Here is a 26,657-nt window from a genome sequence, read left to right as displayed (position 1 = left end):
CTATTCACTCCATTGCTCTTTATCTATCTTAATTATTTGCCCCTCAATAGCATTTACAAAGTAATCCTGCTTTTCATTGATAACAATATGCCATGCTGGTGCTATGAACTTAACTCCATTTGATAATGGGATTACTGTATAATAGCCAAAATCAACTTTTGTAATACGATCACTCGGTTTTAACTCATCTTTCACAAATAAATTTTCAATGGCTTTAATTGCTGGTAAAGCTTCTTGCACATTCTTTTTATCAATCATTTCTTTTAAGTTTTCTAAATATCTTTGGCGATACCCGTAAATCTCATTTTTATCGTTATACTTTATTTCAACTACTGAGCTTTCGATATTATAAATTAGGCGATCTTTATAGGTTTGACAGAAGTATATCGTTTTTGTTGTTTGGTCTATTTGACAATAACGATAGTTACCACCATTCCAAACATGCTCTTTCACAAAGTTTTCTAAAAAGAGTATTTTATTTGTAGTTGCAATGGGAACTGGTTTTTTTAATTGGCTTTGTAATACATCTTTGTAGATTTCTATGTTCTGTCCTTTTCTATCAGCAACAGTTTTTTTCGAGAAATCCTTACTATTACCTGATATATAAGATTCCTTTAAAGAATTTTTAGGTAATGTCACATATGTGATATCATTTTCCTTTAATTGATCCTCAATACTCGATTCAGCCATCGTATCAAACTGATCGGAACTTCGCTTTTGATAATATTGAATCGCTAAAAATAAATCTAATACTAAGAAAGTTAAAATAAATATTGTTTTGATTCTACTCCAATCCAACAATATTCACCCCAGTTCTACTTAGCAAATCTTGATCAATCTTCTTATATGAATCATCATAATTTATAATCCAAACAGGTTTTAACTGGATTGCTCTGTTATAGTACGGTTGATTGATATTTGATTTATCATCATCAAATATCGTCTCGTACCCTAAGCTAATATCTTTAATAAGAGATTTGTTAATAGACTTATTATTCGATATGATCTCCATAATTTGAGAACCAGCCATTAACTCCATTTCACTTTCCTTCTTGTCCACCTGGATTCTAGTAAATTTATACAATGGACGTCTAAAGGTTTCTATATCATCTACTCCCCAACTCGTCGTAATTGTTGAATTATTATAAACAGGTAAATTATTTACAAAAAGTCTAAATGAAACTTCATTATTCTCTGGTTTAACACTAGATAATATATATCCATCAGTCCAGCCACCATGAGCATTAATAAAATCAACGCTTCTTTGAACTAATAAATTAGGACTTTGATTATTGTTGTTTTCAGCTGTTGTCGGGTTAACGAATGAAATTGAACGATTTAATGGTGACACTGACATTAACCTAGTACCATCTGTGAAAGTATCTCCCGAATCAGTACTTTCTCTTCGGACATTTGAAGGATCACTAAATATTGCATCTTTTAATTTATCAACATCTATATCCGTTGTAAGAAACTCCATCGTTGTTAATTTGATTGGTTTTTTAGGTAGATAAATTATTTTACCTGAATCTAACTCATATCTTAAGCTTTCAGTAAAGCTTTCGTAATTGTCTCTTATCTTTTCAACGGAAGTAATAATTAAAGAGTTGTCAAAGGATGCTCCATACAGAATATTTTGTGCTTCATTTGAAAAGTAGATCTTTGCAGAAGAATCTTGTTTAGTAGATAAATTGATAATAATTCGATCAAATAAAACATTTTGTAATCGTTTTGCATCTAAATTAAGTACTTTACCTAATGTCTCCACCGGCACTACAGTTGGAAAGATAATTTCTATTTTATTTTTTCCTTTTGTTATTGTTTGGTAGGCAACTTCAGTTGTTTTATTTGTCAGGTTTTCAAAGTTTGTGATTTCAGATTTCTGCAATGACCTATAAATTGGTGATATGTTACTTTGTTTAGTTGTTTCATAATTTTTATTTGATTCATGAACAACTAACAAATTCGGAATGACTATGTCCCCAAAGTCTCGTTTCGCACCAATCGAAACTTTTTGGACATAGTCTTGATTTTGAAGTACATCATATGTTGGTTGATATGACCATAAGCTATATGAAAGAACTAAGCTTACTATAACAAGCGTAGTTAATATAACAGATTTTATATGTTCTCTTCTCATTCCCACTCATCCTCTTGGTCATCAGCCACTGGAAGTGTGAAATAGACTGTTGTACCCTTTCCTTCTTCACTTTTAGCCCATATATGACCATCGTGCGCATAAATCATTTCTTTTGCCAAAGCAAGCCCTAGTCCAGTGCCTCCAACTTGTCTCGATCTAGCTTTATCTACACGGTAAAAACGATCAAATATCTTGGATAAATTTTCTTTTGGAATTCCCATACCTTCGTCAGTAATACTAACTAGTATTTGATCTCTAGACTCTTTAATACGATAAGTTATCGTCCCACCTTCTGGTGAATACTTTAAAGCATTTGAAATAATATTATCTAACACTTGTGTAATTTTATCTTCATCTATAAATACAAATCTTGTCTTGCTTATAAACTCTCGTTTGAACGATACTTCTTGAGACTTACTCATTTCATGTCGATCAATTATACGATTAAACAATTCCGTAAAGTTAACCCAATCCTTCATTAAACGATACTCGGTACTATCTAACTTAGATAATTGTAATAAGTCATTTACTAACCTAATCATTCGTTCAGTTTCATCTTGAGTTACTTGTAAAAACTTAGGGGCAATTTCTTTATTTTCCCAAGCCCCATCTGATAATGCTTCTAGATAGCTTCTCATCGTTGTTAGCGGCGTTCTTAATTCATGTGACACATTGGAAACAAAATCTCTACGTTCTTGATCTATTTTTTCTTGTTCAGTGACATCATAAAGTACAGCGATTAGACCATTAACTTTACCAGACTCTTTTTGTATAGTTGAAAAGCTAGCTCGTATAATCATTGGTATCTTATTATCGCTATAATCTAACATTATTGAATCTGGCTCATCGTATAAATCATCTAAAGTATTAACCTTTTCAATTCCTAATACCTCTAAGATTGATTTATTTAATACTGTTTCACGTGAAACATTTAGCATCGTTTCTGCCGGGTCGTTTAAGAGAATAATTTTCCCCCTACGGTCAGTTGCAATAACCCCATCCGACATATGCTCTAGTACAGATTGAAGCTTTCTTCTTTCTCCATCTGTTGAAGCTCTAGCTTGTTGTAAATTACGTGATAGATTATTAAATGATAATGTTAATTCACCGATTTCATCTTCACTATAGGCTTTTAATTTCCGAGAGAAATTTCCTTTCGCCATTTCTTGTGCCTGTCTTCTTATTTCAGAGATTGGCTTCGTAATTGCCTTAGCCAATAATATCCCTAAAATAGAGGTAATCGCGACTGCTATTAGTGTACCAGTTGAAAAAATACGATTAATTAACTCCATTCTTTCATAAGTACTTTCCATTGAAGCACTCGTATATATGGCTGAAACAATTTCGTCGCCTTCCATTACTGGAGTGACAATCGTTTTCATTCGATGACCATTTTTAGGATCGATTAACACTTTTTCGGTTCTAGTACCTACTAAAAGTGCTCTTTTAACTAAAATATTAGTTGTCCTTTTTCCAACAATAGACCGATTACTAGAATCTGAAGTAGCAATGACTTCACTATTTTGGTTAATAACTCTTACGTCTGATATTCCAATATTTTTCCCAAAGTCAGAAACAATTTTTTGGATATTAGCTTTTACCTCTGGATCGTCCAGAGTTTTCTTTTTTTCATACTCAATTTTTATATTATAAGCCAATAGCTTAGCACGTTCGTTTATCGCAACAGTAAAACTGTTTACGAGTTGCTTTTCGAGTTCTCTCGAAAAATAAACGCTAATAATTTGCATAGCTACTAAGATGAGTAAAATATAAACAAGTACAAATTTAAATACAATTGATTTAAATAAACCAACTTTATTATAAGCTGCCATTAATCTTGCTCCGGATCACGTAGGTAATATCCCACTCCTCTTCTTGTTACAATGAAAAGTGGATAACTTGGGTTGTCTTCAATCTTTTCACGAAGTCTTCGAATTGTTACGTCAACAGTTCGTACATCCCCAAAGTAATCATAACCCCAAACTGTTTGAAGTAAATGTTCTCTCGTCATAACTTGTCCGATATGCTTCGCTAAGTAATATAGTAATTCAAATTCGCGGTGAGTTAATTCTATCTTCTCGCCTCGTTTAGTTACGATATAAGCGTTTGGATTAATAACAAGCGAGCCAATAATAACTTCAACTGACTCCTCTTTTTCAGATGTAGTTCCTGTTTGATGTCTACGTAAGTTTGCTTTTACTCTGGCAAGCAACTCACGTGTACTAAATGGTTTTGTTACGTAGTCATCTGCTCCCATTTCTAAACCTAGTACTTTATCTAATTCAGAATCCTTTGCAGTAATCATAATGATCGGCATTTCATGGTTCTTTCTAATTTCTCTACAAACTTCTAAACCATCTCTAATTGGTAGCATAATATCTAATAAAACTAAATCAGGAAGAAACTCATCTACTTTTTGTAATGCTTCCTCTCCATCATACGCACAAACAATTTCAAAACCTTCTTTTTCTAAATTAAACTTCAATATATCTGCAATTGGTTTTTCATCATCAACTATTAATATTTTTTTATTCATTCCCCGCACTCCTTTTCTAGTCAGTTTTTGCTACCATCAATTCTATACATATCTTTTGCAATTTATTATTAAATTAGGCAACAAATAAACTTTTCATAGTAATTTCGTTTTGTGGACTATCTCTCTAAATATAATATGACTACAATTTTACGTGTTGTTTTTTTTACATACACCTAGATTTTTGAAAAAAACCTCTAGCTTGTTGCTAGAGGTCTACTCCACTTACTTCTATTTTAAATTAAGTATGTTTTTTTGTAAAATCGGTTCTATGTTAAATGTTTTAGGTGATGTAACTGGTAAGCTGGTTTTAATTCTTTTGAAAACTTAAATAGCGTTTTATTTACCATTTATCCTCTTCGGTTAATTTTTCAACCTTTTTATAGAAAACATGACGCATTTTCTTACATTTCTTTCAGTCATAATCATCCCAACTAGATTTTACTCGTTTTCTTACACCATCTGCTTTTAATCGCCTGAAATGATAAAGCTGAAAACCATTCAATTGAGCCTCTTTGATAACGAAATATTTCAACAAAATGGCAAATTTCCCCGCTATGTTCCTCTACTTTTGCCACTATGGAATTTATTTCCACGTAACTCCACTCATTTAACTTGTTTCTCGACAATTCAAGTATAACAATTATTGGATGTTACGTGTTTTTTTATCTAAAATTGTGTACAAACCCAAACAAATAGTATAGAGCCGTAATTTTGAACTGTTTTATTCAATTTCTATAAGGTTTATATAAAATAAAAAACTACTGTATATACAGTAGTTTTTATGATGGCTCGGGACGGAATCGAACCGCCGACACGAGGATTTTCAGTCCTCTGCTCTACCGACTGAGCTACCGAGCCATTATATGGCGGTCCCGACCGGGATCGAACCGGCGATCTCCTGCGTGACAGGCAGGCATGTTAACCGCTACACCACGGGACCAAAGATAAGTTTAATAAAGGGATGACCCGTACGGGACTCGAACCCGTGTTACCGCCGTGAAAGGGCGGTGTCTTAACCGCTTGACCAACGGGCCACATTAATTAAAGAAAAGATGAGCCATGAAGGATTCGAACCTTCGACCCTCTGATTAAAAGTCAGATGCTCTACCTACTGAGCTAATGGCTCGTAATTAAAAATATTACTTAAACAGTTTAAAAAATTTATTTAGTCTCTAATGACGTACTTGTCTCAGGTCGTAATTCAAGTAGCAGCTCGACAAGTACGCTGTAGTAATTACTTCGAAGTTTATTCGATCGTGCTCTACCTACTGAGCTAATGGCTCGTAATTAAAAATTCATAAACAATGTATTAGTTATGACGACAAGATTTATCTTATCATACTTTCAAATAAATTTGCAATAGTTTTTTTAAAAAAATAATAAAAGCCCTTAAAATTTTATTTAAGGGCTTTTTATTATATTAAGCTCCGTAAACGTTACGTACGATATTTGTTTGATTACGGTCTGGACCTACTGAGAATACAGATAATGGAATACCTACTAACTGAGACACACGTTCTACATAGTGTCTTGCATTAACTGGTAATTCATCAAGATTTTTTACTCCTGTAATATCTTCTGTCCAACCTGGAAGTTCTTCATAAACTGGCTCACATTCTGCAAGTTGTTTTAAGCTAGCAGGGAACTCAGTAATTGTTTCTCCACGGAATTTATAAGCAACGCAAATTTTAACAGTCTCTAGTCCTGTTAATACGTCAATTGAGTTAAGTGATAAATCAGTAATACCGCTAACGCGACGAGCGTGACGAACTACTACACTATCAAACCAACCAACACGTCTTGGTCTTCCAGTAGTTGTACCGTACTCGCGACCTACTTCACGAATTGTATTTCCAACTTCGTCGAAAAGCTCAGTTGGGAATGCACCTTCACCAACACGAGTAGTGTAAGCTTTACATACACCAACAACGTGGTTAATTTTTGTTGGACCAACACCAGATCCAATTGTTACTCCACCCGCAACTGGGTTAGAAGAAGTAACGAATGGGTATGTACCTTGGTCGATATCTAACATTACACCTTGTGCGCCTTCAAATAATACGCGTTTTCCACCATCAATTGCATCATTTAATACAACAGAAGTATCACACACATATTTTTTAATTTGTTGTCCGAACTCATAATATTCTTCAAAAATCTCATCGATATTTAATGAATTTGAATCATACATTTTTTCAAATAAGTTATTTTTCTCTTCAAGATTACGTTTTAACTTTACATAAAACTCTTCTTTATCTAAAAGGTCCGCCATACGGATTCCCACACGTGCAGCTTTATCCATATAAGCTGGTCCAATACCTTTTTTAGTTGTACCAATCTTATTATCACCTTTACGCTCTTCTTCTAACTCATCTTGTTTTAAATGATAAGGTAAGATTACGTGAGCACGGTTACTAATACGCAAGTTGTCAGTTGTAACACCTTTATCATGTAGGTATGCTAGCTCTTTCACTAAAGCTTTAGGATCTACAACCATACCATTTCCAATAACACAAATTTTTTCTGAGAAGAAAATACCTGATGGAATTAAATGAAGTTTGTACTTTTCACCATTAAATACGATTGTATGACCTGCATTGTTACCACCTTGATATCTAGCAACTACTTCTGCCTGTTGTGATAAAAAGTCAGTAATTTTTCCTTTTCCTTCGTCTCCCCATTGAGAACCAACTACTACTACTGATGACAATGTACTGCACCTCCGATTAAAAATACGCTATTTCCGAACTAAAACCAAAACTAGTATATCAAACTTACGGAATTTGTCAATAAATCTCTTTTAGCAAATATGTTCTAAGTTTTATTTGTTCGTAAATACAAACTAAAGAAATTGATAAAAGTAGTTTACCCTAACAAAAAAAAATAATCACATAGATTCACTATGTGATTATTTTTTAAATGAGAACAAAATAGTCGAAATCATACTAATTGAAAATATTATTAGGCACCAGGTGCTTGCTCATCAAACCTTCGTTCTAAGTTTACGAACTTGTTATATTCTTTTACGAATGCTAACGAAACAGTACCTACTGGACCATTCCTTTGTTTAGCAATGATAATTTCAATAATATTTTTATTCTCTGATTCTTTATCATAGTAATCATCTCGGTATAAGAACGCGACAATATCGGCATCTTGCTCAATACTTCCTGATTCACGGATATCAGACATCATTGGACGTTTATCCTGTCTTGATTCAACGCTACGTGATAACTGAGATAAGGCTATTAGAGGTACTTTTAATTCCCTTGCTAGTCCTTTGAGAGAACGTGAAATTTCAGATACTTCTTGTTGACGATTTTCTCCACTTTTGCCATTCCCTTGTATAAGCTGAAGATAATCAATTAGAATCATCCCTAAGCCATGCTCTTGTTTCAGTCTTCTACACTTAGCTCGTATGTCATTTACTCTAATACCAGGTGTGTCATCTATATATATGCCTGTTCCAGCTAGGCTACTAGCAGCCATCGTAAGCTTATTCCAGTCTTCTTGTTCAAGATTACCTGTACGTAATGCTTGGGCATTAATATTTCCTTCTGCACAAAGCATACGCATAACAAGTTGATCTGCTCCCATCTCGAGACTAAAAATTGCTACATTTTCATCTGTTTTAGTCGCTACGTTTTGTGCGATATTCAACGCAAAAGCTGTTTTACCTACTGAAGGACGAGCAGCTACTATGATTAAGTCGTTCGGCTGAAATCCCGCTGTCATACGATCTAAATCAGTAAATCCTGTAGGTACGCCTGTAATTTCGCCGCGTTGATTAAATAGTGTCTCAATCTTACTAAATGTAGTAAATACTACATCTTTAATACTTTGAAAACCAGAAACGTTTGTGCGCTGAGCTACTTTTAGAATACTTTTTTCAGCCTCGTTTAGTACAACATCTACTGGAATATCTGGAGCATAGCTTTCGGTTACAATATTTGTAGCGGTTCTTATTAATCTTCTTAAAGTAGATTTTTCTTCAACGCTCTTTGCATAGTATTCAACGTTAGATGCCGTTGGTACAGAAGCCAGCAAATCATTTAAGTATGATACTCCTCCTACTTCTTCTAACACACCTTGATTAGCTAGTTCAGAAGTTAGTGTGATAACATCAAGAGGCTCATTCCTTGAAGCAATCTTGAGCATCGCTTCAAATATTTTTTGATGGGCTGCTCGATAAAAGTCATCTGGTAAAAGCCGTTCTGATGTTGATATTAGCGCCTCTGAGTCTAACAGAATGGCCCCTAATACAGCCTGTTCAGCTTCTATATTCTGTGGTGGAGTACGATCATTTAGCAAATCACTCATTTCTTGTCCTCCAGATGCTTGTTTTTCTTATTGTTCTTTAACGTGTACTTTTAAAGTTGCACTTACTTCAGGATGCAATTTCACTTTAATATTTGTTACACCTAGTGCTCTAATCGCGTCATTCATTTCAAATTTACGCTTATCTAGTTTAATTCCATGTACTTTATTAAGCTCATCAGCAATTTGCTTGCTTGTGATTGATCCGAAAAGACGGCCACCCTCGCCCGATTTAGCTTTTAATTCTACCGTTAAAGTTTCAATTGTTTCTTTTAGCTTTTTACAATTTTCTAATTCGATTTGTGCATCTTTTAATTCTTTATTTTTTTTCGCTTCAAGAGTTTTCATATTACCTGCAGTAGCTTCAATAGCATCTCCATTTTTGATTAGGAAGTTTGCATAGCCATCAGCGATATTTTTAGTTTCTCCTTTTTTACCTTTCCCTTTTACATCTTTTAAGAAAATTACTTTCATTTGTTTGTTCTCCCTTCAATATATTCATCGATTATTCTCAATAAACGTTGTTCAACTTCTCTAATTGAAGAAGATTCAATTTGGGCAGCAGCATTTGTTAGGTGACCACCACCGCCAAGCTCTTCCATAATTAATTGAACATTTATATTCCCTAATGAACGACTGCTGATGCTAATAACATTATCAGACCTTTTCGCAATAATAAAAGATGCAATAACATCCGTCATCGTTAATAATGTATCGGCAGCTTTTGCGATTAACACTTGATCATAGTTTACATTATCTTTTCCAAAGCTAATTGCAAAGCCCTCTTTGTACATATAGGCTTCTTCTATTAATTCTGCTTTACGTATATATTCATTCATATCTTGTTTTAATAAACTTTGGACGAGGATCGTATCCGCGCCATTCGAACGTAAGTATGACGCTGCGTCAAAAGTTCGTGCCCCCGTTCGGAAAGTAAAACTCTTTGTATCAACAATAATACCTGCTAGTAAAGCTGTTGCTTCAAGCATGCTTAATTTTATCTTCTTAGGTTGATACTCCAATAATTCAGTTACTAATTCTGCAGTAGAGGAAGCATACGGCTCCATATAAACTAAAATTGCATCCTTAATGAAGTCTTCTCCTCTTCGGTGATGGTCTATAACAACAATCTTATCTGTCTCATTTAAAAGTGATTCTTCTTCAACCATTGTTGGTCTATGAGTATCTACTACAATTATTAATGTATCTTCAGAAATAATTTCTTTTGCTTTTTCGGGTGAAATAAAACAAGACATAAATTGTTCATTTTTAGACATTTCCTTCATCAACCGATGAACACTTTTGTCTACTTCATCTTTATTAATTACTACATAACCATCTACTTCATTATGCATTACCATTTTTAAAATACCAACTGCTGAACCAAGAGCATCCATGTCAGGTAACTTATGACCCATTATCATAACATTGGTGCTGCTCTTCATTAAATCTCTTAATGCATGCGAGATCACTCTTGCTCTAACCCTCGTCCTCTTTTCTACAGGGTTTGTCTTTCCACCGAAAAACTTTACTTTACCGTTAATGTTTTTAACAGTTACCTGATCTCCACCTCGGCCTAGCGCTAAATCTAAACCTGATTGGGCTAATTGTCCAAGCTCAGTTAAATTTAAACTGCCTACTCCGACACCGACGCTTAAAGTAAGAGGCAAATTACGTTTTGTAGTTTCTTCTCTTACTTGATCTAATATAGTGAATTTATTATTTTCTAATGTTGCCAGAATACCTTCATTTAAAACTACACTATAACGATCGGATGAAACACGTTTCAAGAATATACCATGGTTATTAGCCCAACTATTTAACATCGTTGTAACTGCACCATTTACGCTAGAACGCTCCTGATCATCTAATCCCTGCGTCATTTCATCGTAATTATCTAGTAAAATAACTCCGATTACTGTTCTTTGATCTTCGTATAACTTCTCTAGTTGAGCCTGTTCTGTCACATCAAATAAGTAAATATATCGTTCTTCCCTCTTAATAACAACTCGATATGTTCTTTTACTTATATTTAATACATCTTCTTTTTTCTCTTTTTTCGAAATTAAAGCCATTAATCCTTCAGATAGATCATATATGTGTTTACCAATTAATGAACGATCGTCTAAAATATTTAAAATATATTGATTGCCCCATTCAATATGGTACTCTCTATCGTAAAGTAATACTCCAATTGGCATTTCTGTAATTGCTTCATTACTTAAATTCTTCACTCTCGACATAACTGATTCTATATACATATCTAAAACGTAGCGATACTTAATTTCTAATTTTACAACTAGAAAAATAACGCATAAAAAGATAACGATAAAAATTATCCCTATTTTAGGTTGAATATAGACCACGGTTCCAATCAGAAACACTGAAAGAGCAGTTAAAAGATAGACGGGTATAAGAAACATCTGTTTCTTATGAAAATCTTGCATACGTTCAACCCCTAAGCCAAATAAAATCTAACTTACATATTAAAGTTTATTCACTTTTTTACAACAAATTAGTAACATATGTTTTTAATTTTAAATCTTTCTTCTATTAAATATTCCAATTGAGACGATTCCAATAAGTAAAACAATATAAATTAATGGTTGAATGATAAAACTTACTATCAAAATAATAATTGGTACTGCCTTAGAAAATCGTTTTAAATAACTAAAATAAAAAATCGATGCATAACCCTGAACGAGCAGCAAAATTTGAAGTACATATGTTAAGTTAATCACTGCAGTATTGAGGAAGCTACCTTGTTCCAAGTTGAAGAATGAAAAAATCATTACAATTAAAAAGAACCACATGAATCCAACTGGGAGTCTAAACTCTCTAAATGGCTTAAATTTCGGTGTCTTATAACCTAATCTCCTTATTAATGGAAAAGTCACTAGTTGTGTTAAAAAAGCAAGTATAAAACTAACCATTAACAGTAATGAAGGAATTAATGTAGGAATTAATTTAATAGCATTTGTGAGACTATCCAATGCCTTTTCATTGGTGTTTGTACCAAGACTGGCACTAAGTTCCTTACTTTTTTCTATAGCCTCAGTTGCCATGTCTATATTCTCTTTAACGAAATCAATATGAAAAATAGCTTTGAATAGTATGTAGGATAGTACTGTATGTATTAAATATAAAAAAGTACTGGTAAGTAAAATCTCCCCTTTACTTCGCTCATTTTTCAATAGATAACCAAACGCTACACCAACTGTTGAGTACATTAATGTAATTGGAAGTAAATTAAATGAGGTAATCACAATTGTTAATCCCAACGCCACACAGCAAATTAAAAGTGATTCCTTAATAGAGTATTTAATACTTAAAATAATAAACGGCAGCGGCATAAGGAATGCCATAATAAATGAGAGAAACGGTACAAATCTAAATATTAACAGTAGTACTGAGTAAATAGCTAATAGTACTGCCCCCTCGGTAATAAATCGAGTCGATTTCAAAATAAAGCTCCTTTCAACTACCCCTACTTATTTCACGATAAGCATACTATTTCTTATTTTACCATAAAACTTATTTTTTCATAAATACAAAAAAAGTACAGCATGAGAATGCTGTACTTTTTATTACTCAGCTTATTCAGCTACGTATGGTAATAAAGCCATTTGACGAGCGCGTTTGATTGCGATCGTTAATTTACGTTGGTATTTCGCAGAAGTACCAGTTACACGACGAGGTAAAATTTTACCACGCTCAGAAACGAAACGTTTTAATAACTCAGTATCTTTGAAGTCGATAGTAGTGATGCCATTTGAAGTAAAGTAACAAACTTTACGACGTTTAGCACGTCCACCTTTGCGTCCACCCATTGCCATTGTTATTTCCCTCCTCTACTATAAAATTAGTTTCTTAGTAATGCCAACCGATCAGCATTACACTGTTTTTATTATTAGAAAGGAAGATCGTCATCAGTAATATCAATCGTTTTGCTTGTCCCACCAAATGGATCATCATTAAAGCTAGGCTTTTGAGATGGTGCTTCGAAAGGATTTCCAGCGTTAAAACCTTGATTTTGTTGGTTCATACCGAATGAACCACCTTGGTTACCTGATGCATTTCTTGGTTCTAAGAATTGAACAGAGTCAGCTACAACTTCAGTTACATATACTCTCTTACCATCTTGACCATCATAACTTCTAGTTTGAATGCGTCCTTCAACGCCAGCTAAGCTTCCTTTTTTCAAGAAGTTTGCTACGTTTTCAGCAGGCTTTCTCCAGATTACGCAGTTAATAAAATCTGCTTCTCTTTCACCTTGCTGATTTGAGTAGGTACGATTCACCGCTAGAGTAAATGTTGCTACGGCAACCCCACTTGGTGTATAACGTAAGTCCGGATCCTTTGTTAAGCGACCTACAAGTACAACACGATTGATCATCTGATTCCTACCTCCCTAAAGCATTTAAAAAATATTATTTTTCTTCTTCACGAATAACGATGTGGCGGATGATATCTTCGCTGATTTTCGCTAAACGATCGAATTCTTGTACCGCTTCTGGTTTAGAAGAAACGTTTACAAGCATGTAGTATCCATCACGGAAATCGTTAATTTCATAAGCTAAACGACGTTTACCCCACTCTTTAACGTTTGTGATTTCAGCACCTTGTTCTGTTAAAACGCTGTTGAAACGCTCAACTAATGCTTTTTGTGCTTCGTCTTCCATGTTTGGACGAACGATGTACATGATTTCGTATTTATTCATCACAATGTCACCTCCTTTTGGTCTAACGGCCCAATTAAGGGCAAGGAGCAATTTTATTAATCACTCACGAGTTAAAATTATAGCATAGTTTTTTTAAGATAGCAAATCAATAATTTAGTTGCTATTCGATTAAACATTAAATCGGAAATGCATTACATCTCCATCTTGAACAATGTACTCTTTCCCTTCAAGACGTACTTTGCCTGCTTCTTTTGCTGCTGTCATATTACCATAAGTCGATAAATCCTCAAAAGAAACCGTTTCTGCACGGATAAAGCCACGTTCGAAGTCACTATGAATCACACCAGCACATTGTGGAGCTTTCATACCTTTTTTAAACGTCCAAGCTCTTACTTCTTGTACACCTGCAGTAAAATAAGTTGCCAATCCTAATAAAGAATACGCTGCACGAATTAATTGATCTAAACCTGATTCTTCAATTCCAAGTTCTTGAAGGAATGTACGTTTCTCTTCATCATCTAACTCAGCGATTTCTTCTTCAATTTTTGCACTGATTACAATTACTTGAGAACCTTCTTTAGCTGCAAATTCTCTTACTTTTTCAACGTATTCGTTAGCTGAAGCATCTACAAGGTCATCTTCACCAACATTAGTAATGTAAAGCATTGGCTTAGTCGTTAACAAATGCAATCCTTTTACTACTTTCATTTGCTCTTCCGTAAACTCTACTGAACGAGCTGGCTTGTCATTTTCAAATGCTTCTCTTAATTTCACTAAAATTTCATGTTCATAAGATGCATCTTTATCTTTTTGTTTTGCTAATTTAGCTACACGATCAATACGTTTTTCAACTGATTCTAAGTCTGCAAGAATTAGTTCTAAGTTAATTGTTTCAATATCTGCAATCGGATCAACTTTTCCAGATACGTGAGTAATATTATCATCTGCAAAGCATCGTACTACTTGGCAAATCGCGTCCACTTCACGAATATGAGATAAAAACTTATTTCCTAATCCTTCACCTTTACTTGCACCTTTAACGATCCCAGCGATATCAGTAAATTCAAAAGTTGTTGGAACAGTTTTTTTAGGTTGTACTAATTCAGTTAACTTTTCTAAACGGTAATCTGGTACTTCTACCACACCTACGTTTGGATCAATTGTACAAAACGGATAGTTTGCTGATTCAGCACCCGCTTGTGTAATTGCATTAAATAATGTCGACTTTCCTACGTTTGGTAATCCTACAATTCCTGCTGTTAATGCCATATTTTCCACTCCTATACGAACTTAGTTAATCTTTCACAATTATATTGATTTCAAAAAAAAATAACAAGAAAATCTAAACATTAATTCATAACATACGAAAGGTATCTAATACGAGCGATCCTTCAAGTTGCTCTACTAGATACCCATTGTTTTAAAAAACGTTCTACTCTTCAGAGCGAACTAAAACCTTTTTTAATTTTCGAGTGAACTCTCTACGAGGTATTAATACGCTATGTTCACATCCCTCACATTTTAATCGAATGTCCATACCCATTCGAATAATTTTCCATCTGTTCACTCCACAAGGATGAGGTTTTTTCATCTCTACTATATCATTTAGGTTAAATTCTTTTTCTTCCATTCGAAAACTTCACTTCCTTAAAATAGTAGCATATAAACTATACATTCGCATTTTCATTTTTAGGTTCTAATTGTTTATATAATACCATCTTTGGATACGGAATTTCTATGTTATTTCTTTCAAGTACTTCCTTAATTTCTTTTCGAATTGCTCTAGAAATCTTAAATTGTGTCATTGGTTTAACTTCTGAAGCGATTCGCAAAGTTACTTCTGATGGGCCTAAGTTTTGGATTCCTAGATACTCCGGAGGTTTTACCATTTCTTCATATCTAGCTGGCATCGTTTCTAAATGCTCTTCGATTACAGATTGCGCATGTTCAATATCGCCCTCATAAGAAATGCTAACATCTACCATTGCCACAGCATTATGTAATGAAAAATTAGTTACTTCGGTAATCATTCCATTTTGGATGATATGAAGCTCACCTGTTCCGCTTCTAATTTTTGTTGTTTTTAAACCAATTGATAATACTGTTCCTTCAAAATTTTGAACTCTAATATAGTCACCAACTGAAAATTGATCCTCAAACAAAATAAAAAATCCAGAAATGATATCCTTTACTAGGCTTTGTGCACCAAAACCAATTGCTACCCCACCTATTCCTGCTCCAACTAAAAGTCCTTTTATTTCCACACCAAAGATCGGGAGAATCGTCAAAGTAGCAATAAAGAATATGACATATGCAAGTACATTTTCCATTAACTTAATAAGCGTCACTGATCTTCTTTCTGATACTTGTAACGGTCCTCTAGCATTAACTTTTAAGAGATTACGGATTAACTTTCTTCCGAGTTTTACAACCAATACTGAAACAATAATAATTATAACTATTTTTATTGATGATCTTAAAATATTGTCCCATTGTTCTGGCGTTAGCATGCTTTTCTTTATTACTTTTTCAGCACTTTCTATATTTTCTGCTGCATTATTCATACTGTCTTTTTTCCCCCTAACTATTTTCAAATGACTTCAAACGTAATACTAAACGAATTATCACTTTAAAACTACAAATATGAACAAATGTAATAATAGTTTAATTTTAATGACGAAGGTCGCTTGACGAAAGTATAAATTGTTTAAATTTTGCATAAACTAATACTACTCTCTTAAATGAAAAGTAGGCGATATTATGCAATTTTCAGCAAATCCTTTGCGTAACCTATTCAAGGATGATTATTCTGTATTTCTAGATGACGAAAACGCTATTAACAGATTTGCAGATCGTTTATGTAAGTCGCTTCCAAGTTTACACACTAAAGAAATTGTTTTTGTATGTATTGGAACTGACCGTTCTACAGGAGACTCTTTAGGTCCTTTAGTGGGAACCATGTTAGGAGAATTAAACTTAAGTAAGTTTCACTATTATGGTACTCTTGATGAACCAATTCATGCGTTAAATCTTTCAGAACAACTTGAAATAATTAAAGGCAAGTATAACAACCCTTTTATCATTGCTGTAGATGCATGTTTAGGCAGAGTAAAAAGCATCGGTAGCGTGCGCTTATCCAATGGTCCTTTAAAACCTGGAGCTGCAATGAAAAAGGAGTTACCTTTAGTAGGCGAAATTAACTTAACCGGCGTAGTAAATGTTAGTGGATTTATGGAATTTTATGTTTTACAAAATACTAGACTAAGCCTAGTAATGAAAATGGCTAAGTTTATTGCGACTTCAATTAAAGAAACCGAAAGAAAATTTACCCGTCAATTAGATTATTAGCATAATAGTTTCTTAACTTTCAATTATAAAAAGGCAAATCAAAACAAAAAGGGAGTATTAACTGCATTGAAAGACAACACATTTAATATTCCCTAATGAATAACTCATTTTATAATTGAAAGAATTCTTTCCAAATCCTCTTTGTTAAAGAATTGGATTTCTATTTTCCCTTTATCTTTAGCCGATTTAATTTTAACCGACGTTCCAAATTTTTCTTGTAAAAGCTCCTCATACTCGCTAAAAAATATGTTTTTAGTTGGACTTTTCTTTGGTGTTTCACGTGAAACATTTTCATTGAGTTCATTAACTAACGTCTCAACTTCTCGAACACTCAGGTTTTTTTCAATTACTTTTAATGCTGTACTTTCAATTAACCCTTTTCGTTTTAGTCCTAAAAGTGCTCTTCCGTGTCCCATTGAAAGAGTACCTTCTTCGACCATTTTTTGAACAGAGTTTGGTAAAGTTAAAATTCTTAAATAGTTAGCTATATGTGGACGACTTTTCCCAAGTTTCTTCGCCAGTTGTTCTTGGGTTAAGTGTAATTGTTCAATTAAAGTTTGATATGCTTCTGCTTCTTCAAGAGGATTTAAATCATCTCGCTGTAAATTTTCTAAAACAGCTAACTCCATCATTTGATCTTCAGTCAGGTCTCTTACAATAACTGGAACCGTATTTAAACCTGCATTTTTTGCAGCACGATATCTTCTTTCACCAGCTACGATTTGGAAACCTTTTATACTTTTTCTTGCAATGATCGGTTGAAGAATCCCGTGTTCATTTACTGACTGAGTTAATTCTAACATTGCAGTCTCATCAAATACTTTACGAGGTTGGTATGGATTAGGTCTAAGTTCTTTTAGATCGATTTCCTGGACTAACTCTTCTTGTTGATTAATATCTTGAAAAAATGCTCCAATACCCTTACCCAAACCTTTAGCCATTATCAATCACTTCCTTTGCCAGATCAAGATATACTTCTGCACCTCTTGACTTTGGATCATATGTAATGATCGGTTTACCATGACTTGGTGCTTCGCTTAAGCGTACATTTCTTGGAATAATTGATTTATAGACTCTATCTTGAAAATATTTTTTTACTTCTTCTATAACTTGGAGTCCTAAATTTGTACGAGCATCTAGCATTGTTAACAGTACGCCTTCAATTGCTAAACTTTTATTTAAATGTTTTTGTACTAAACGTACAGTACTTAATAGCTGACTTAAACCTTCAAGTGCGTAGTACTCACACTGAACTGGAATAATAATTGAATCGGATGCAGTTAATGAGTTTAAAGTTAATAAACCTAGTGATGGAGGACAATCTATTAAAATATAATCATAGTTACCTTTTACTGTATCTAAAGCGCGTTTTAATCGTACTTCTCTAGAAATGGTAGGAACTAATTCAATTTCCGCTCCAGCAAGTTGAATTGTTGCCGGAATAATATCAAAATTTGGAATAGCAGTGTTTAAAATGACATTTTTCGCCTCAACATCATCAACTAATACATTGTAAACGCACTGATTTACGTCAGCCTTTTCAATTCCAATACCACTAGTTGCATTACCTTGAGGATCTATATCGACTAGTAATACTTTTTTTCCTAAGTGAGCTAAACAAGCACTTAAATTTACCGATGTTGTAGTCTTACCAACACCACCTTTTTGATTAGCTATAGAGATTACTTTAACCACTATGTAATCTACTCCTTCCACAACAAACAATTCTTATTTTCTATTTTACCATGAATAGATTCATCGTTGTGTTTAGATTTATAAATCAATAAAAAAATTCACCACTTAAAAGAGGTGAATTTTAGGATTATTTCTTCGGAATTTTAATTGTTATTTGATAATAGTCATCATGTTCTTCTTCTTGACTATCAATGTTCATGCCTGTTTTAGTAACCATTTGTAAAGATTCACGGATCGTATTCATCGCAATTCTTATATCTTTGCTAATCGCTTTAAATTTACGTTTAGCCTTTGGTTTTTTCTCAGTAAGTAATGTAACTACTCGTTCTTCCGTTTGTTTAACATTCAATTGCTTTTCAATTATTTCATGAAGAAGAGTAATTTGGAGTTGAGGTAACTTTAATGGAATAAGTGCGCGTGCATGACGTTCCGTAATCGACTTATCCAATAATGCTTGTTGTATTTCCCCAGGAAGTTTCAACAATCTCAATTTATTTGCAACAGTCGATTGACCTTTACCTAGTCGCTGTGCAAGAGCTTCTTGAGTTAAGTTATGTAAATCAATTAGTTTTTGGTAAGCTACAGCTTCTTCAAATGGAGATAGTTCTTCACGTTGTAAATTTTCAATCAAAGCAACTGAGGCAGTTTCTGTATCGTTAAACGTTTTCACAATTGCAGGAATTGTATCCCAACCTAAAGATGAAACAGCTCTGAATCTTCTTTCCCCGGCAATTATTTCATAAAAGTTTGGTCTAATTTCCCTAACAACAATCGGTTGAATAATACCATGAGTTCGAATGGTTAGCGCTAGTTCTTTAATTTTTTCATCATCAAAGAATGTTCTAGGCTGATACTGATTCGGTACAATGTCCGATACCGGAATCTGGCGAATAACTTCATTACTCGAAACCGAATCTTGAACGTCATCACTATTTTCTTTTTCTGATAAGCCAAATAACCTAGATAATGTGCTTTTCAATGTGATTCCCACCCTTTTAGAATTTCGTTCACAATAGAATAAACATAACAAATGTTTCACGTGAAACATTTGTTAGTTTATCATATTAATTCTCTAATGGTTCTTTACCAGGAGTACCCGGTTTACGAGGGTACTTAGTTGGTGTTTTACGTTTCTTTTCTACTATAACAATATTTCGATCACTGTCCTCACCTGGGAGAGTAAAATGATTAATTGATTTAACTTCTCCACCAAGTGTTTTTATAGCATAATTCGCTTTATCCAACTCTTCTTGACCAGCAGCACCTTTAAGTGCAACAAAGTGACCGTTTTGTTTAACAAGTGGTAAGCATAATTCAGTTAACACGGACATTCTAGCAACTGCTCTAGCAGTTACAACATCGAAAGATTCTCTCATACCAGTTCTTTTAGCAAAAGTTTCTGCACGATCATGAATAAATGATACATTCTCTAATTGTAATTCCTTCGCTAAATGGTTTAGAAATGTAATCCTTTTTTGAAGGGAGTCTACGATCGTTAATTTTATAGATGGGAAACATATTTTAATTGGAATAGAAGGGAAGCCCGCTCCTGCACCAATATCACATAAAGTGATTTCATCAGCGAAGTCGAAATAAAAAGCGGCGCTAATGGAATCATAAAAATGTTTTAAATATACTTCGTTTTCTTCTGTAATAGCAGTTAAGTTCATTTTATTGTTCCACTCAACTAGTGTGTGGAAATATATATCAAATTGTTTTAATTGAAAATCTGACAAATCGATTCCTTTATCTTTAAGAGCAGCGATAAATTGTTCTTTATTCACTAGTAATACCCCTATCTATTATTAGTTCGATATTCTTGCAATTTTTCCTTGTTCTAAATAAACAAGTAGAATTGAAATATCTGCTGGATTAACACCAGATATACGAGAAGCTTGACCTACTGATAGAGGGCGCACTTGCTCAAGCTTTTGTCTTGCCTCAGTAGCAAGGCCGTGAATAGCTTGATAATCGATATTTTCAGGGATTTTCTTTAAATCCATTTTTTTCATGCGTTCTACTTGATTTAATGATTTTTCAATATAACCTTCATACTTAATTTGTATTTCAACTTGCTCTTTAACATCTGGATGTAGATCTTTTTCAGATGGAGCAAGAAGGTGTATATGTTCATAAAGCATTTCAGGACGTCGTAAAAGATCTGCTGCACGAATACCATCTTTTAGCTCACTACCACCATTTTGTGCAATTAATTCTTGTACTTCTTTTGTCGGTCTTAATTGCGTTGCTTTTAAACGCTCTATTTCTTCTTCAATTAACATTTTCTTTTGTTCAAACTCTGCGTATCTTTCATCACTTATTAAACCAAGTCTCTGACCAATTTTTGTTAATCGTAAATCGGCATTATCGTGACGCAATAATAATCGATATTCTGCTCTAGAAGTAAGAAGACGGTATGGTTCATTTGTCCCTTTCGTTACAAGATCATCGATTAAAACACCAATATAAGCTTCAGAGCGATCTAAAATTAACTCTTCTTTACCTAGAGAACGACACGCAGCGTTAATTCCTGCGATTAAACCTTGACCAGCCGCTTCTTCATAACCCGAAGTTCCATTAATTTGACCAGCAGTATACAGGTTCTTAATTTGCTTAAGTTCCAATGTTGGCCATAATTGTGTAGGGACAATCGCGTCATATTCAATTGCATATCCAGTTCTCATCATTTGAACATTTTCAAGGCCTGCAATCGAACGAAGCATTTTTTCTTGTACATCTTCAGGTAAACTAGTTGATAACCCTTGTACATAAACTTCTTGAGTATTTCTTCCTTCAGGCTCTAAGAAAATTTGATGTCTCGGTTTATCATTAAATCGGACAACTTTATCCTCAATAGAAGGACAATAGCGTGGCCCAGTTCCCTTAATCATACCAGAGTACATCGGCGAACGATGTAAGTTATCGTCGATGATTTGATGTGTAGTTTCACTTGTATAAGTTAACCAACAAGGTATTTGTTCTGTTTCAACTGGTTCCGTTTCAAAAGAAAATGCACGAGGTACATCATCACCAGGTTGAATTTCTGTTTTTGAATAATCAATACTATGACTATTTACACGAGGAGGCGTACCTGTTTTAAATCGAACAAGTTCTATTCCTAATTCCTCTAAGTGCTCAGAAAGCTTTATTGCCGGTTGTTGGTTATTAGGACCACTTGAGTATTTTAATTCTCCTACAATAATTTCTCCACGTAAGAAAGTACCAGTTGTAATGACAACTGTCTTTGAACGATAAATTGCACCTGTTTGTGTAATTACACCCGTGCATTGTCCATCTTCTACAATTAATCTCTCTACTAAACCTTGCTTTAGTGTTAGATTTTCCGTATTTTCAATGGTTTTCTTTAATTCGTGTTGGTACGCGAATTTATCCGCTTGAGCACGCAATGCACGTACTGCAGGACCTTTACCCGTGTTTAACATTCTCATTTGAATATGTGTTTTATCAATATTTCTGCCCATTTCACCGCCAAGTGCATCGATTTCACGTACAACAATCCCCTTGGCAGGACCACCTACTGATGGATTACAAGGCATAAATGCTACCATATCGAGATTAATTGTCAGCATTAATGTTTTTGCACCCATTCGAGCAGATGACAAACCGGCTTCGCATCCAGCATGACCAGCTCCAATGACGATTACATCATAATTGCCTGCTTCAAAACTCATTTTTTCTCCTCCTAACCATTTTATTTTCCTAAACAGAATTGAGAAAATAGCTGGTTGATTAAACTTTCCTGAACTGTATCTCCAACGATTTCACCTAACAGTTCCCATGCTCTTGTTAAGTCAATTTGTACTAAATCAATCGGCATACCATTTTTCATTGCCTCAATCGCGTCATTAATTGTCTGTTCTGATTGTTTTAATAGCGCAATATGTCGAGCATTAGATAAATAAGTTAAGTCTTGTGCCTCAATTTGCCCTTCAAAATATAAATTGGCAATTGCTTTTTCTAGATCATCAATTCCTCTTTCTTCTTTTAAAGAAGTCGTAACAATTGTAGCATTACCGACTAACGCTTTTACTTCATCCATATCAAGCTTTTGTGACAAATCTGTTTTGTTAATGATCACAATTACATCTTTGCCGCTCATTTCGCCAAATAATTTACGGTCTTCTTCACTAAGTTGCTCATTATTATTTAAAACAAATAAAACTAAGTCAGCTAAGTTCAATACTTTTTTAGATCTTTCAACACCAATCGCTTCTACAACATCCTTCGTTTCACGAATACCTGCTGTATCGACAAGTCGTAATGGTACACCTCTTACATTTACGTATTCTTCAATAACATCACGAGTAGTACCTGGAATATCAGTAACGATTGCTTTACTTTCCTGGACAAGTGTATTTAACAGAGAAGACTTCCCAACATTTGGTCTACCAATAATGACAGTAGCTAATCCTTCGCGTAAAATCTTACCTTGTTTTGATGTTTCTAGCAGTTTTTGTATTTCAACTCGAACTGTTTTTGCTTTTTCTATTAAAACAGTATTGGTCATTTCTTCAACATCATCATATTCAGGGTAATCAATATTTACTTCTATATGAGCCAATATTTCAAGTAATGTCTGTCTTAAGCCGTTAACTAGTTTCGACAAACGACCTTCAACTTGATTCATAGCTATAGCCATTGCTCTGTCAGTCTTAGAACGAATTAAATCCATAACTGCTTCGGCCTGAGATAGGTCGATTCGTCCATTAAGGAATGCTCTTTTTGTAAATTCACCAGGCTCTGCTAATCTAGCCCCTTGTGATAATACCAATTCAAGTACTTTATTAACAGAAAAAATTCCACCATGACAATTTATTTCGACAACATCTTCACGAGTGAACGTTTTTGGTGCTCTCAAGACCGAGACCATCACTTCCTCAACAGTATTCCCGGAAATTGGATCAACTAAATGTCCGTAATGAATTGTGTGTGAATCTACTATATTTAAATCTTTTTCTTTAAATAATTTATTCGCTATTAGAACAGCTTCATCGCCGCTTAAACGAACAATGGCAATTGCACCTTCGCCTTTTGGTGTCGATATGGCTGTAATTGTATCGAATTCCATCAAAAAATCACCTCGGAGCATGTTAAACTAAAGTTAACATGTTACTTCTAAATCTATAGCATAGCATAAAGAAATTTATAATTGAATGTTTTTATATTATAACCGTACGAAAGTACAAGTAAACTTATATGACTTGAAGAAGAACATTAAAAAACCAATTAAGGATTAACCCTTAATTGGTTTCTTTAAATCTATAACTAATTGACGATGCGGATCTTGGCCTACAGACTTCGTAGAGATATTTGGCATATCTGTCAGTATATGATGTATAATTTTTCTTTCGAAAGAAGGCATTGGCTCTAAAGAAATAGCTTTTCTTGTTTTTAAAACTGTTTGAGCAGTCTTTTTTGCTAGAATCTCTAGTGATTCCTTACGTTTTAATCGATAGTTCTCTGCGTCAACGACAACATGAACCAATTGTTTTGAATGACGATTTACAAATGTTTGAACTAAGAATTGTAGAGCATTTAAAGTATTACCTCTTTTTCCAATAATAAGGGCAACCTTATCACCCTTTACAGTAAATAAGAAGGTTTGTTCCTTATTACCTTGCAACTCAAAATTTACAACTGCAGTTTCGTCAAGACTCTTCACAATATTAAAAAGGTAGTCATATGCTTTCTCGATTAAAGTCTTCTTTTTAACAACTAATACTTTAGCAGGTTTAGCACCAAATCCTAAAAATCCTTTTTTACCGTCTTCGATTACTGTAATTTCTACTTCTTCTTCTGTTGAACTAAGTTGCTGAAGTGCTATTTGAACTGCTTGTTCGATTGTTTGACCAGTAGCAGTTACTTCTCTCACTTACTAGCCCCTCCTACACTGTTATTTTTTTCGGTAGTATTACCTCTATTAACAAATAATGTTTGCATAATCATGAATGTATTACCAACTACCCAATATAAAGCTAAAGCAGATGGAAGTCTAACAGCAAATATTAAAATCATGATTGGCATAACATAAAGCATGATTTTCATTTGTTGAGCAGCAGGTCCTGTCATTGTACCAGTACTCATTGATACTTTTTGTTGAATGAAAGTTGTAATACCTGCGATGATTGGTAAAGCATAAATTGGATCTGGGTGTCCTAATTGGAACCATAAAAAGTCATGTGCCTTAATTTCCATTGTTCTCATAATTGCATGATAGAACGCAATTAAGATTGGCATTTGAATAAAAATTGGTAAACAACCAGATAAAGGATTTACTCCATGTTGTTGGTACAACTTCATTGTTTCTTCATTTAATTTTTGGACAGTTTTTTGATCCTTAGAAGAATATTTTTCTTTAAGCTTGGCCATTTCAGGCTGGATTGATTGCATCGCTTTTGTGCTTTTAATTTGTTTGATCATTAATGGTAGTAATGCTAAACGAATTAAAAGTGTTACGACGATAATCGACATACCATAGCTTCCACCAAAAATTTTAGATACAGCTGTGATTAACCATGATAGTGGATAAACGAAATACTCATTCCAAATCCCTGTACTTTCAGATGTAATCGGTTGGTTTGTTTGCGAACATCCAGCTAACACGACTACTAACAAAAGAACTGTAACAAGCAATTGGTACTTCTTAGTCTTCAAACTAGTTCCTCCTTTAAGAAGTTACATTTAAATATGTAATTACTTAATTTGATTTTTATCTTATTTTATGTTTTGAATCACGTATTTTAAGCGCTTCTGCCCTTTTCAACACATGAATTAAACTTTTTTTAAATTCATTAAAAGGTAGATCAGTACAGGGCTTTCTCGCGATTACAACATAATCCATATTCACACGAAGATCATCACTTAATTCAGTAAGAGCTTGTCTTATATACCGCTTAATATGATTTCTCTCTACAGCATTACCTAATTTTTTACTAACTGATAATCCTATACGAAATTGTTTTTGATCTTCTTTTTTTAATGTGTAGATTACAAATTGTCGATTTGCAGTTGACGATCCCTCTTGAAAAACGCGACTAAAATCTGCATTCTTTTTTATTCTGTTTTTCTTGTTCATGTTCCACTGACACCTCAAATGATTCCTTCAATAATCATAACAATTTTTTTATAAAAAATGAGGCCTTTTTTACTTACAAATTGTGACATAAAAGCAAAAAAAGGCCTTCTTATTAGTGAAAAAGACCACTGTTGACAGTGGCCTACGCAGATAATACTTTTCTTCCTTTACGACGACGAGCAGCTAGAACTTTACGTCCATTTGCAGTGCTCATACGGCTACGGAAACCATGTACTTTGCTGCGTTTACGTTTGTTTGGTTGAAATGTTCTTTTCATTATATGACACCTCCCTGAGGAATTACTGTTATAGACAGTCCTATAAATTATAAAGAATAACTACTATTAATGTCAATGTAAGATATCAAATCACGTTGAATAATTATTTCCAATTTATGAAGAATGGTTGATCCAGTGAGTTTTTGTATAAAAAAAATTAAGTCACATTTATTTAATATAAGAAATGAAACTTACTTTTATCATTTCCTTCCAATAAATTTTCAAACGAGTATTTCGAGTAAAAATATGGTGTCGAAAGATTTTTTTAACTGGGCTTTTAAGTGAATAAAAAAATCATGCAGAAAACACTACTTCCCCTTTTTTTGATATTGTTAAATGCTCTGTGGATAATATTTTCCTACACATTTTTTACCCACAACAGTTATTGACATTTTTTGCACAAGTTCTTTTTCTGTGGACAATTTTTTTAAACAAGTGGATTAGCATGTGGATAACATTAACTACTCATTGAAATAGCTAAAGATTTTTGATATTATTAATTTGTTTTCCACTTTGGATAAGTTGTTCTTTATTTTTATTTGTCCACAGATGTTAATAACTTGTGG

Annotated in this window: 26 protein-coding genes and 4 tRNA genes; 1 reads left to right on the top strand and 29 read right to left on the bottom strand. The window is 33.8% G+C overall.

Going from position 1 to position 26,657, the window contains the following annotated elements; genetic code table 11:
* From ACSBO6_RS00150 to ACSBO6_RS00060, 19 genes are all read right to left on the bottom strand, one after another.
* The gene (locus tag ACSBO6_RS00150) at nucleotides 1-798 is read right to left on the bottom strand and encodes a two-component system regulatory protein YycI (protein WP_098844452.1); all 798 of its coding nucleotides are present in this window, start codon (nucleotides 796-798) and stop codon (nucleotides 1-3) included.
* Entirely contained in the window at nucleotides 785-2,140 is a 1,356-nt protein-coding gene (locus ACSBO6_RS00145) for a YycH family regulatory protein (protein ID WP_098844451.1), read from the bottom strand. The genes ACSBO6_RS00150 and ACSBO6_RS00145 overlap by 14 nt, the downstream gene beginning before the upstream one ends.
* A complete protein-coding gene (gene walK, locus ACSBO6_RS00140) occupies nucleotides 2,137-3,972 on the bottom strand; it encodes a cell wall metabolism sensor histidine kinase WalK (RefSeq protein WP_098844448.1) in 1,836 nt (611 codons plus the stop codon). Before walK ends, ACSBO6_RS00145 begins: the two co-directional genes overlap by 4 nt.
* The gene (gene yycF, locus ACSBO6_RS00135; RefSeq protein WP_088012660.1) at nucleotides 3,972-4,676 is read right to left on the bottom strand and encodes a response regulator YycF; all 705 of its coding nucleotides are present in this window, start codon (nucleotides 4,674-4,676) and stop codon (nucleotides 3,972-3,974) included. The genes walK and yycF overlap by 1 nt, the downstream gene beginning before the upstream one ends.
* Before the next feature lie 785 nt (nucleotides 4,677-5,461).
* Nucleotides 5,462-5,534: transfer RNA gene (locus ACSBO6_RS00130), tRNA-Phe, on the bottom strand.
* A gap of 6 nt (nucleotides 5,535-5,540) precedes the next feature.
* A tRNA-Asp gene (locus tag ACSBO6_RS00125) sits at nucleotides 5,541-5,616 on the bottom strand.
* Nucleotides 5,617-5,638: 22 nt separating this feature from the next.
* A tRNA-Glu gene (locus ACSBO6_RS00120) sits at nucleotides 5,639-5,710 on the bottom strand.
* Between the two features lie 19 nt (nucleotides 5,711-5,729).
* A tRNA-Lys gene (locus ACSBO6_RS00115) sits at nucleotides 5,730-5,802 on the bottom strand.
* Nucleotides 5,803-6,096: 294 nt separating this feature from the next.
* On the bottom strand, nucleotides 6,097-7,386 hold the full coding sequence (locus ACSBO6_RS00110) for an adenylosuccinate synthase (protein WP_098844446.1): 1,290 nt from the start codon (nucleotides 7,384-7,386) through the stop codon (nucleotides 6,097-6,099).
* 251 nt (nucleotides 7,387-7,637) lie between these two features.
* Entirely contained in the window at nucleotides 7,638-8,996 is a 1,359-nt protein-coding gene (gene dnaB / locus ACSBO6_RS00105) for a replicative DNA helicase (RefSeq protein WP_025568964.1), read from the bottom strand.
* A 27-nt stretch (nucleotides 8,997-9,023) separates the two neighbouring features.
* On the bottom strand, nucleotides 9,024-9,467 hold the full coding sequence (gene rplI / locus ACSBO6_RS00100; protein WP_098844444.1) for a 50S ribosomal protein L9: 444 nt from the start codon (nucleotides 9,465-9,467) through the stop codon (nucleotides 9,024-9,026).
* Nucleotides 9,464-11,440, bottom strand: coding sequence for a DHH family phosphoesterase (locus tag ACSBO6_RS00095; RefSeq protein WP_098844442.1), 1,977 nt, complete (start codon nucleotides 11,438-11,440; stop codon nucleotides 9,464-9,466). Before ACSBO6_RS00095 ends, rplI begins: the two co-directional genes overlap by 4 nt.
* Nucleotides 11,441-11,530: 90 nt before the next feature.
* Nucleotides 11,531-12,457: a YybS family protein gene (locus ACSBO6_RS00090; protein ID WP_180232805.1), complete on the bottom strand. Its 927-nt coding sequence runs from the start codon at nucleotides 12,455-12,457 to the stop codon at nucleotides 11,531-11,533.
* A 132-nt stretch (nucleotides 12,458-12,589) separates the two neighbouring features.
* On the bottom strand, nucleotides 12,590-12,823 hold the full coding sequence (rpsR, locus tag ACSBO6_RS00085; protein WP_025568960.1) for a 30S ribosomal protein S18: 234 nt from the start codon (nucleotides 12,821-12,823) through the stop codon (nucleotides 12,590-12,592).
* Nucleotides 12,824-12,903: 80 nt separating this feature from the next.
* The gene (gene ssb, locus ACSBO6_RS00080) at nucleotides 12,904-13,389 is read right to left on the bottom strand and encodes a single-stranded DNA-binding protein (RefSeq protein ID WP_098844439.1); all 486 of its coding nucleotides are present in this window, start codon (nucleotides 13,387-13,389) and stop codon (nucleotides 12,904-12,906) included.
* A 34-nt stretch (nucleotides 13,390-13,423) separates the two neighbouring features.
* Nucleotides 13,424-13,714, bottom strand: a complete 291-nt coding sequence (gene rpsF / locus ACSBO6_RS00075; protein WP_098844591.1) for a 30S ribosomal protein S6 — start codon at nucleotides 13,712-13,714, stop codon at nucleotides 13,424-13,426.
* Between the two features lie 129 nt (nucleotides 13,715-13,843).
* Nucleotides 13,844-14,944: a redox-regulated ATPase YchF gene (ychF, locus tag ACSBO6_RS00070; protein ID WP_098844436.1), complete on the bottom strand. Its 1,101-nt coding sequence runs from the start codon at nucleotides 14,942-14,944 to the stop codon at nucleotides 13,844-13,846.
* A gap of 163 nt (nucleotides 14,945-15,107) precedes the next feature.
* Nucleotides 15,108-15,305 (bottom strand): DUF951 domain-containing protein, encoded by a 198-nt coding sequence (locus ACSBO6_RS00065; RefSeq protein ID WP_098232427.1) that lies wholly within the window; start codon nucleotides 15,303-15,305, stop codon nucleotides 15,108-15,110.
* Nucleotides 15,306-15,342: 37 nt separating this feature from the next.
* The gene (locus ACSBO6_RS00060; RefSeq protein WP_180232804.1) at nucleotides 15,343-16,239 is read right to left on the bottom strand and encodes a mechanosensitive ion channel family protein; all 897 of its coding nucleotides are present in this window, start codon (nucleotides 16,237-16,239) and stop codon (nucleotides 15,343-15,345) included.
* Nucleotides 16,240-16,435: 196 nt separating this feature from the next.
* Between ACSBO6_RS00060 and yyaC the strand changes: the two genes are divergently transcribed.
* Nucleotides 16,436-17,023: a spore protease YyaC gene (gene yyaC / locus ACSBO6_RS00055; protein WP_098844434.1), complete on the top strand. Its 588-nt coding sequence runs from the start codon at nucleotides 16,436-16,438 to the stop codon at nucleotides 17,021-17,023.
* 104 nt (nucleotides 17,024-17,127) lie between these two features.
* On the opposite strand, the gene ACSBO6_RS00050 is transcribed toward yyaC, so the two are convergent.
* From ACSBO6_RS00050 to rpmH, 10 genes are all read right to left on the bottom strand, one after another.
* Nucleotides 17,128-17,964, bottom strand: coding sequence for a ParB/RepB/Spo0J family partition protein (locus tag ACSBO6_RS00050; protein ID WP_498843964.1), 837 nt, complete (start codon nucleotides 17,962-17,964; stop codon nucleotides 17,128-17,130).
* Complete coding sequence (locus ACSBO6_RS00045) at nucleotides 17,957-18,718, bottom strand: ParA family protein (protein WP_098844429.1); 762 nt, start codon at nucleotides 18,716-18,718, stop codon at nucleotides 17,957-17,959. The genes ACSBO6_RS00050 and ACSBO6_RS00045 overlap by 8 nt, the downstream gene beginning before the upstream one ends.
* A gap of 127 nt (nucleotides 18,719-18,845) precedes the next feature.
* Nucleotides 18,846-19,697: a nucleoid occlusion protein gene (noc, locus tag ACSBO6_RS00040; RefSeq protein ID WP_098844426.1), complete on the bottom strand. Its 852-nt coding sequence runs from the start codon at nucleotides 19,695-19,697 to the stop codon at nucleotides 18,846-18,848.
* Nucleotides 19,698-19,782: 85 nt separating this feature from the next.
* On the bottom strand, nucleotides 19,783-20,502 hold the full coding sequence (gene rsmG, locus ACSBO6_RS00035) for a 16S rRNA (guanine(527)-N(7))-methyltransferase RsmG (protein WP_498843963.1): 720 nt from the start codon (nucleotides 20,500-20,502) through the stop codon (nucleotides 19,783-19,785).
* Between the two features lie 21 nt (nucleotides 20,503-20,523).
* Nucleotides 20,524-22,410, bottom strand: coding sequence for a tRNA uridine-5-carboxymethylaminomethyl(34) synthesis enzyme MnmG (mnmG, locus tag ACSBO6_RS00030; protein WP_098844421.1), 1,887 nt, complete (start codon nucleotides 22,408-22,410; stop codon nucleotides 20,524-20,526).
* 20 nt (nucleotides 22,411-22,430) lie between these two features.
* The gene (mnmE, locus tag ACSBO6_RS00025) at nucleotides 22,431-23,807 is read right to left on the bottom strand and encodes a tRNA uridine-5-carboxymethylaminomethyl(34) synthesis GTPase MnmE (RefSeq protein WP_098844417.1); all 1,377 of its coding nucleotides are present in this window, start codon (nucleotides 23,805-23,807) and stop codon (nucleotides 22,431-22,433) included.
* Nucleotides 23,808-23,972: 165 nt separating this feature from the next.
* Nucleotides 23,973-24,611, bottom strand: a complete 639-nt coding sequence (gene jag, locus ACSBO6_RS00020) for an RNA-binding cell elongation regulator Jag/EloR (RefSeq protein ID WP_098844415.1) — start codon at nucleotides 24,609-24,611, stop codon at nucleotides 23,973-23,975.
* Nucleotides 24,608-25,393 carry a YidC family membrane integrase SpoIIIJ gene (spoIIIJ, locus tag ACSBO6_RS00015; protein WP_098844412.1) on the bottom strand — a complete coding sequence of 262 codons (786 nt, stop codon included), beginning with the start codon at nucleotides 25,391-25,393 and terminating at the stop codon, nucleotides 24,608-24,610. Before spoIIIJ ends, jag begins: the two co-directional genes overlap by 4 nt.
* 55 nt (nucleotides 25,394-25,448) lie before the next feature.
* The gene (rnpA, locus tag ACSBO6_RS00010; RefSeq protein ID WP_098844410.1) at nucleotides 25,449-25,814 is read right to left on the bottom strand and encodes a ribonuclease P protein component; all 366 of its coding nucleotides are present in this window, start codon (nucleotides 25,812-25,814) and stop codon (nucleotides 25,449-25,451) included.
* Nucleotides 25,815-25,956: 142 nt separating this feature from the next.
* Nucleotides 25,957-26,091, bottom strand: a complete 135-nt coding sequence (gene rpmH / locus ACSBO6_RS00005; protein WP_056467137.1) for a 50S ribosomal protein L34 — start codon at nucleotides 26,089-26,091, stop codon at nucleotides 25,957-25,959.
* Between the last annotated feature and the right edge of the window lie 566 nt (nucleotides 26,092-26,657).

Source organism: Bacillus sp. AL-1R, assembly GCF_052180195.1.
Lineage (GTDB): Bacteria > Bacillota > Bacilli > Bacillales > Bacillaceae_G > Gottfriedia.
The sequence above is the reverse complement of the archived record's forward strand: the minus strand, read 5'-3'. Positions and strand labels throughout refer to the sequence as shown.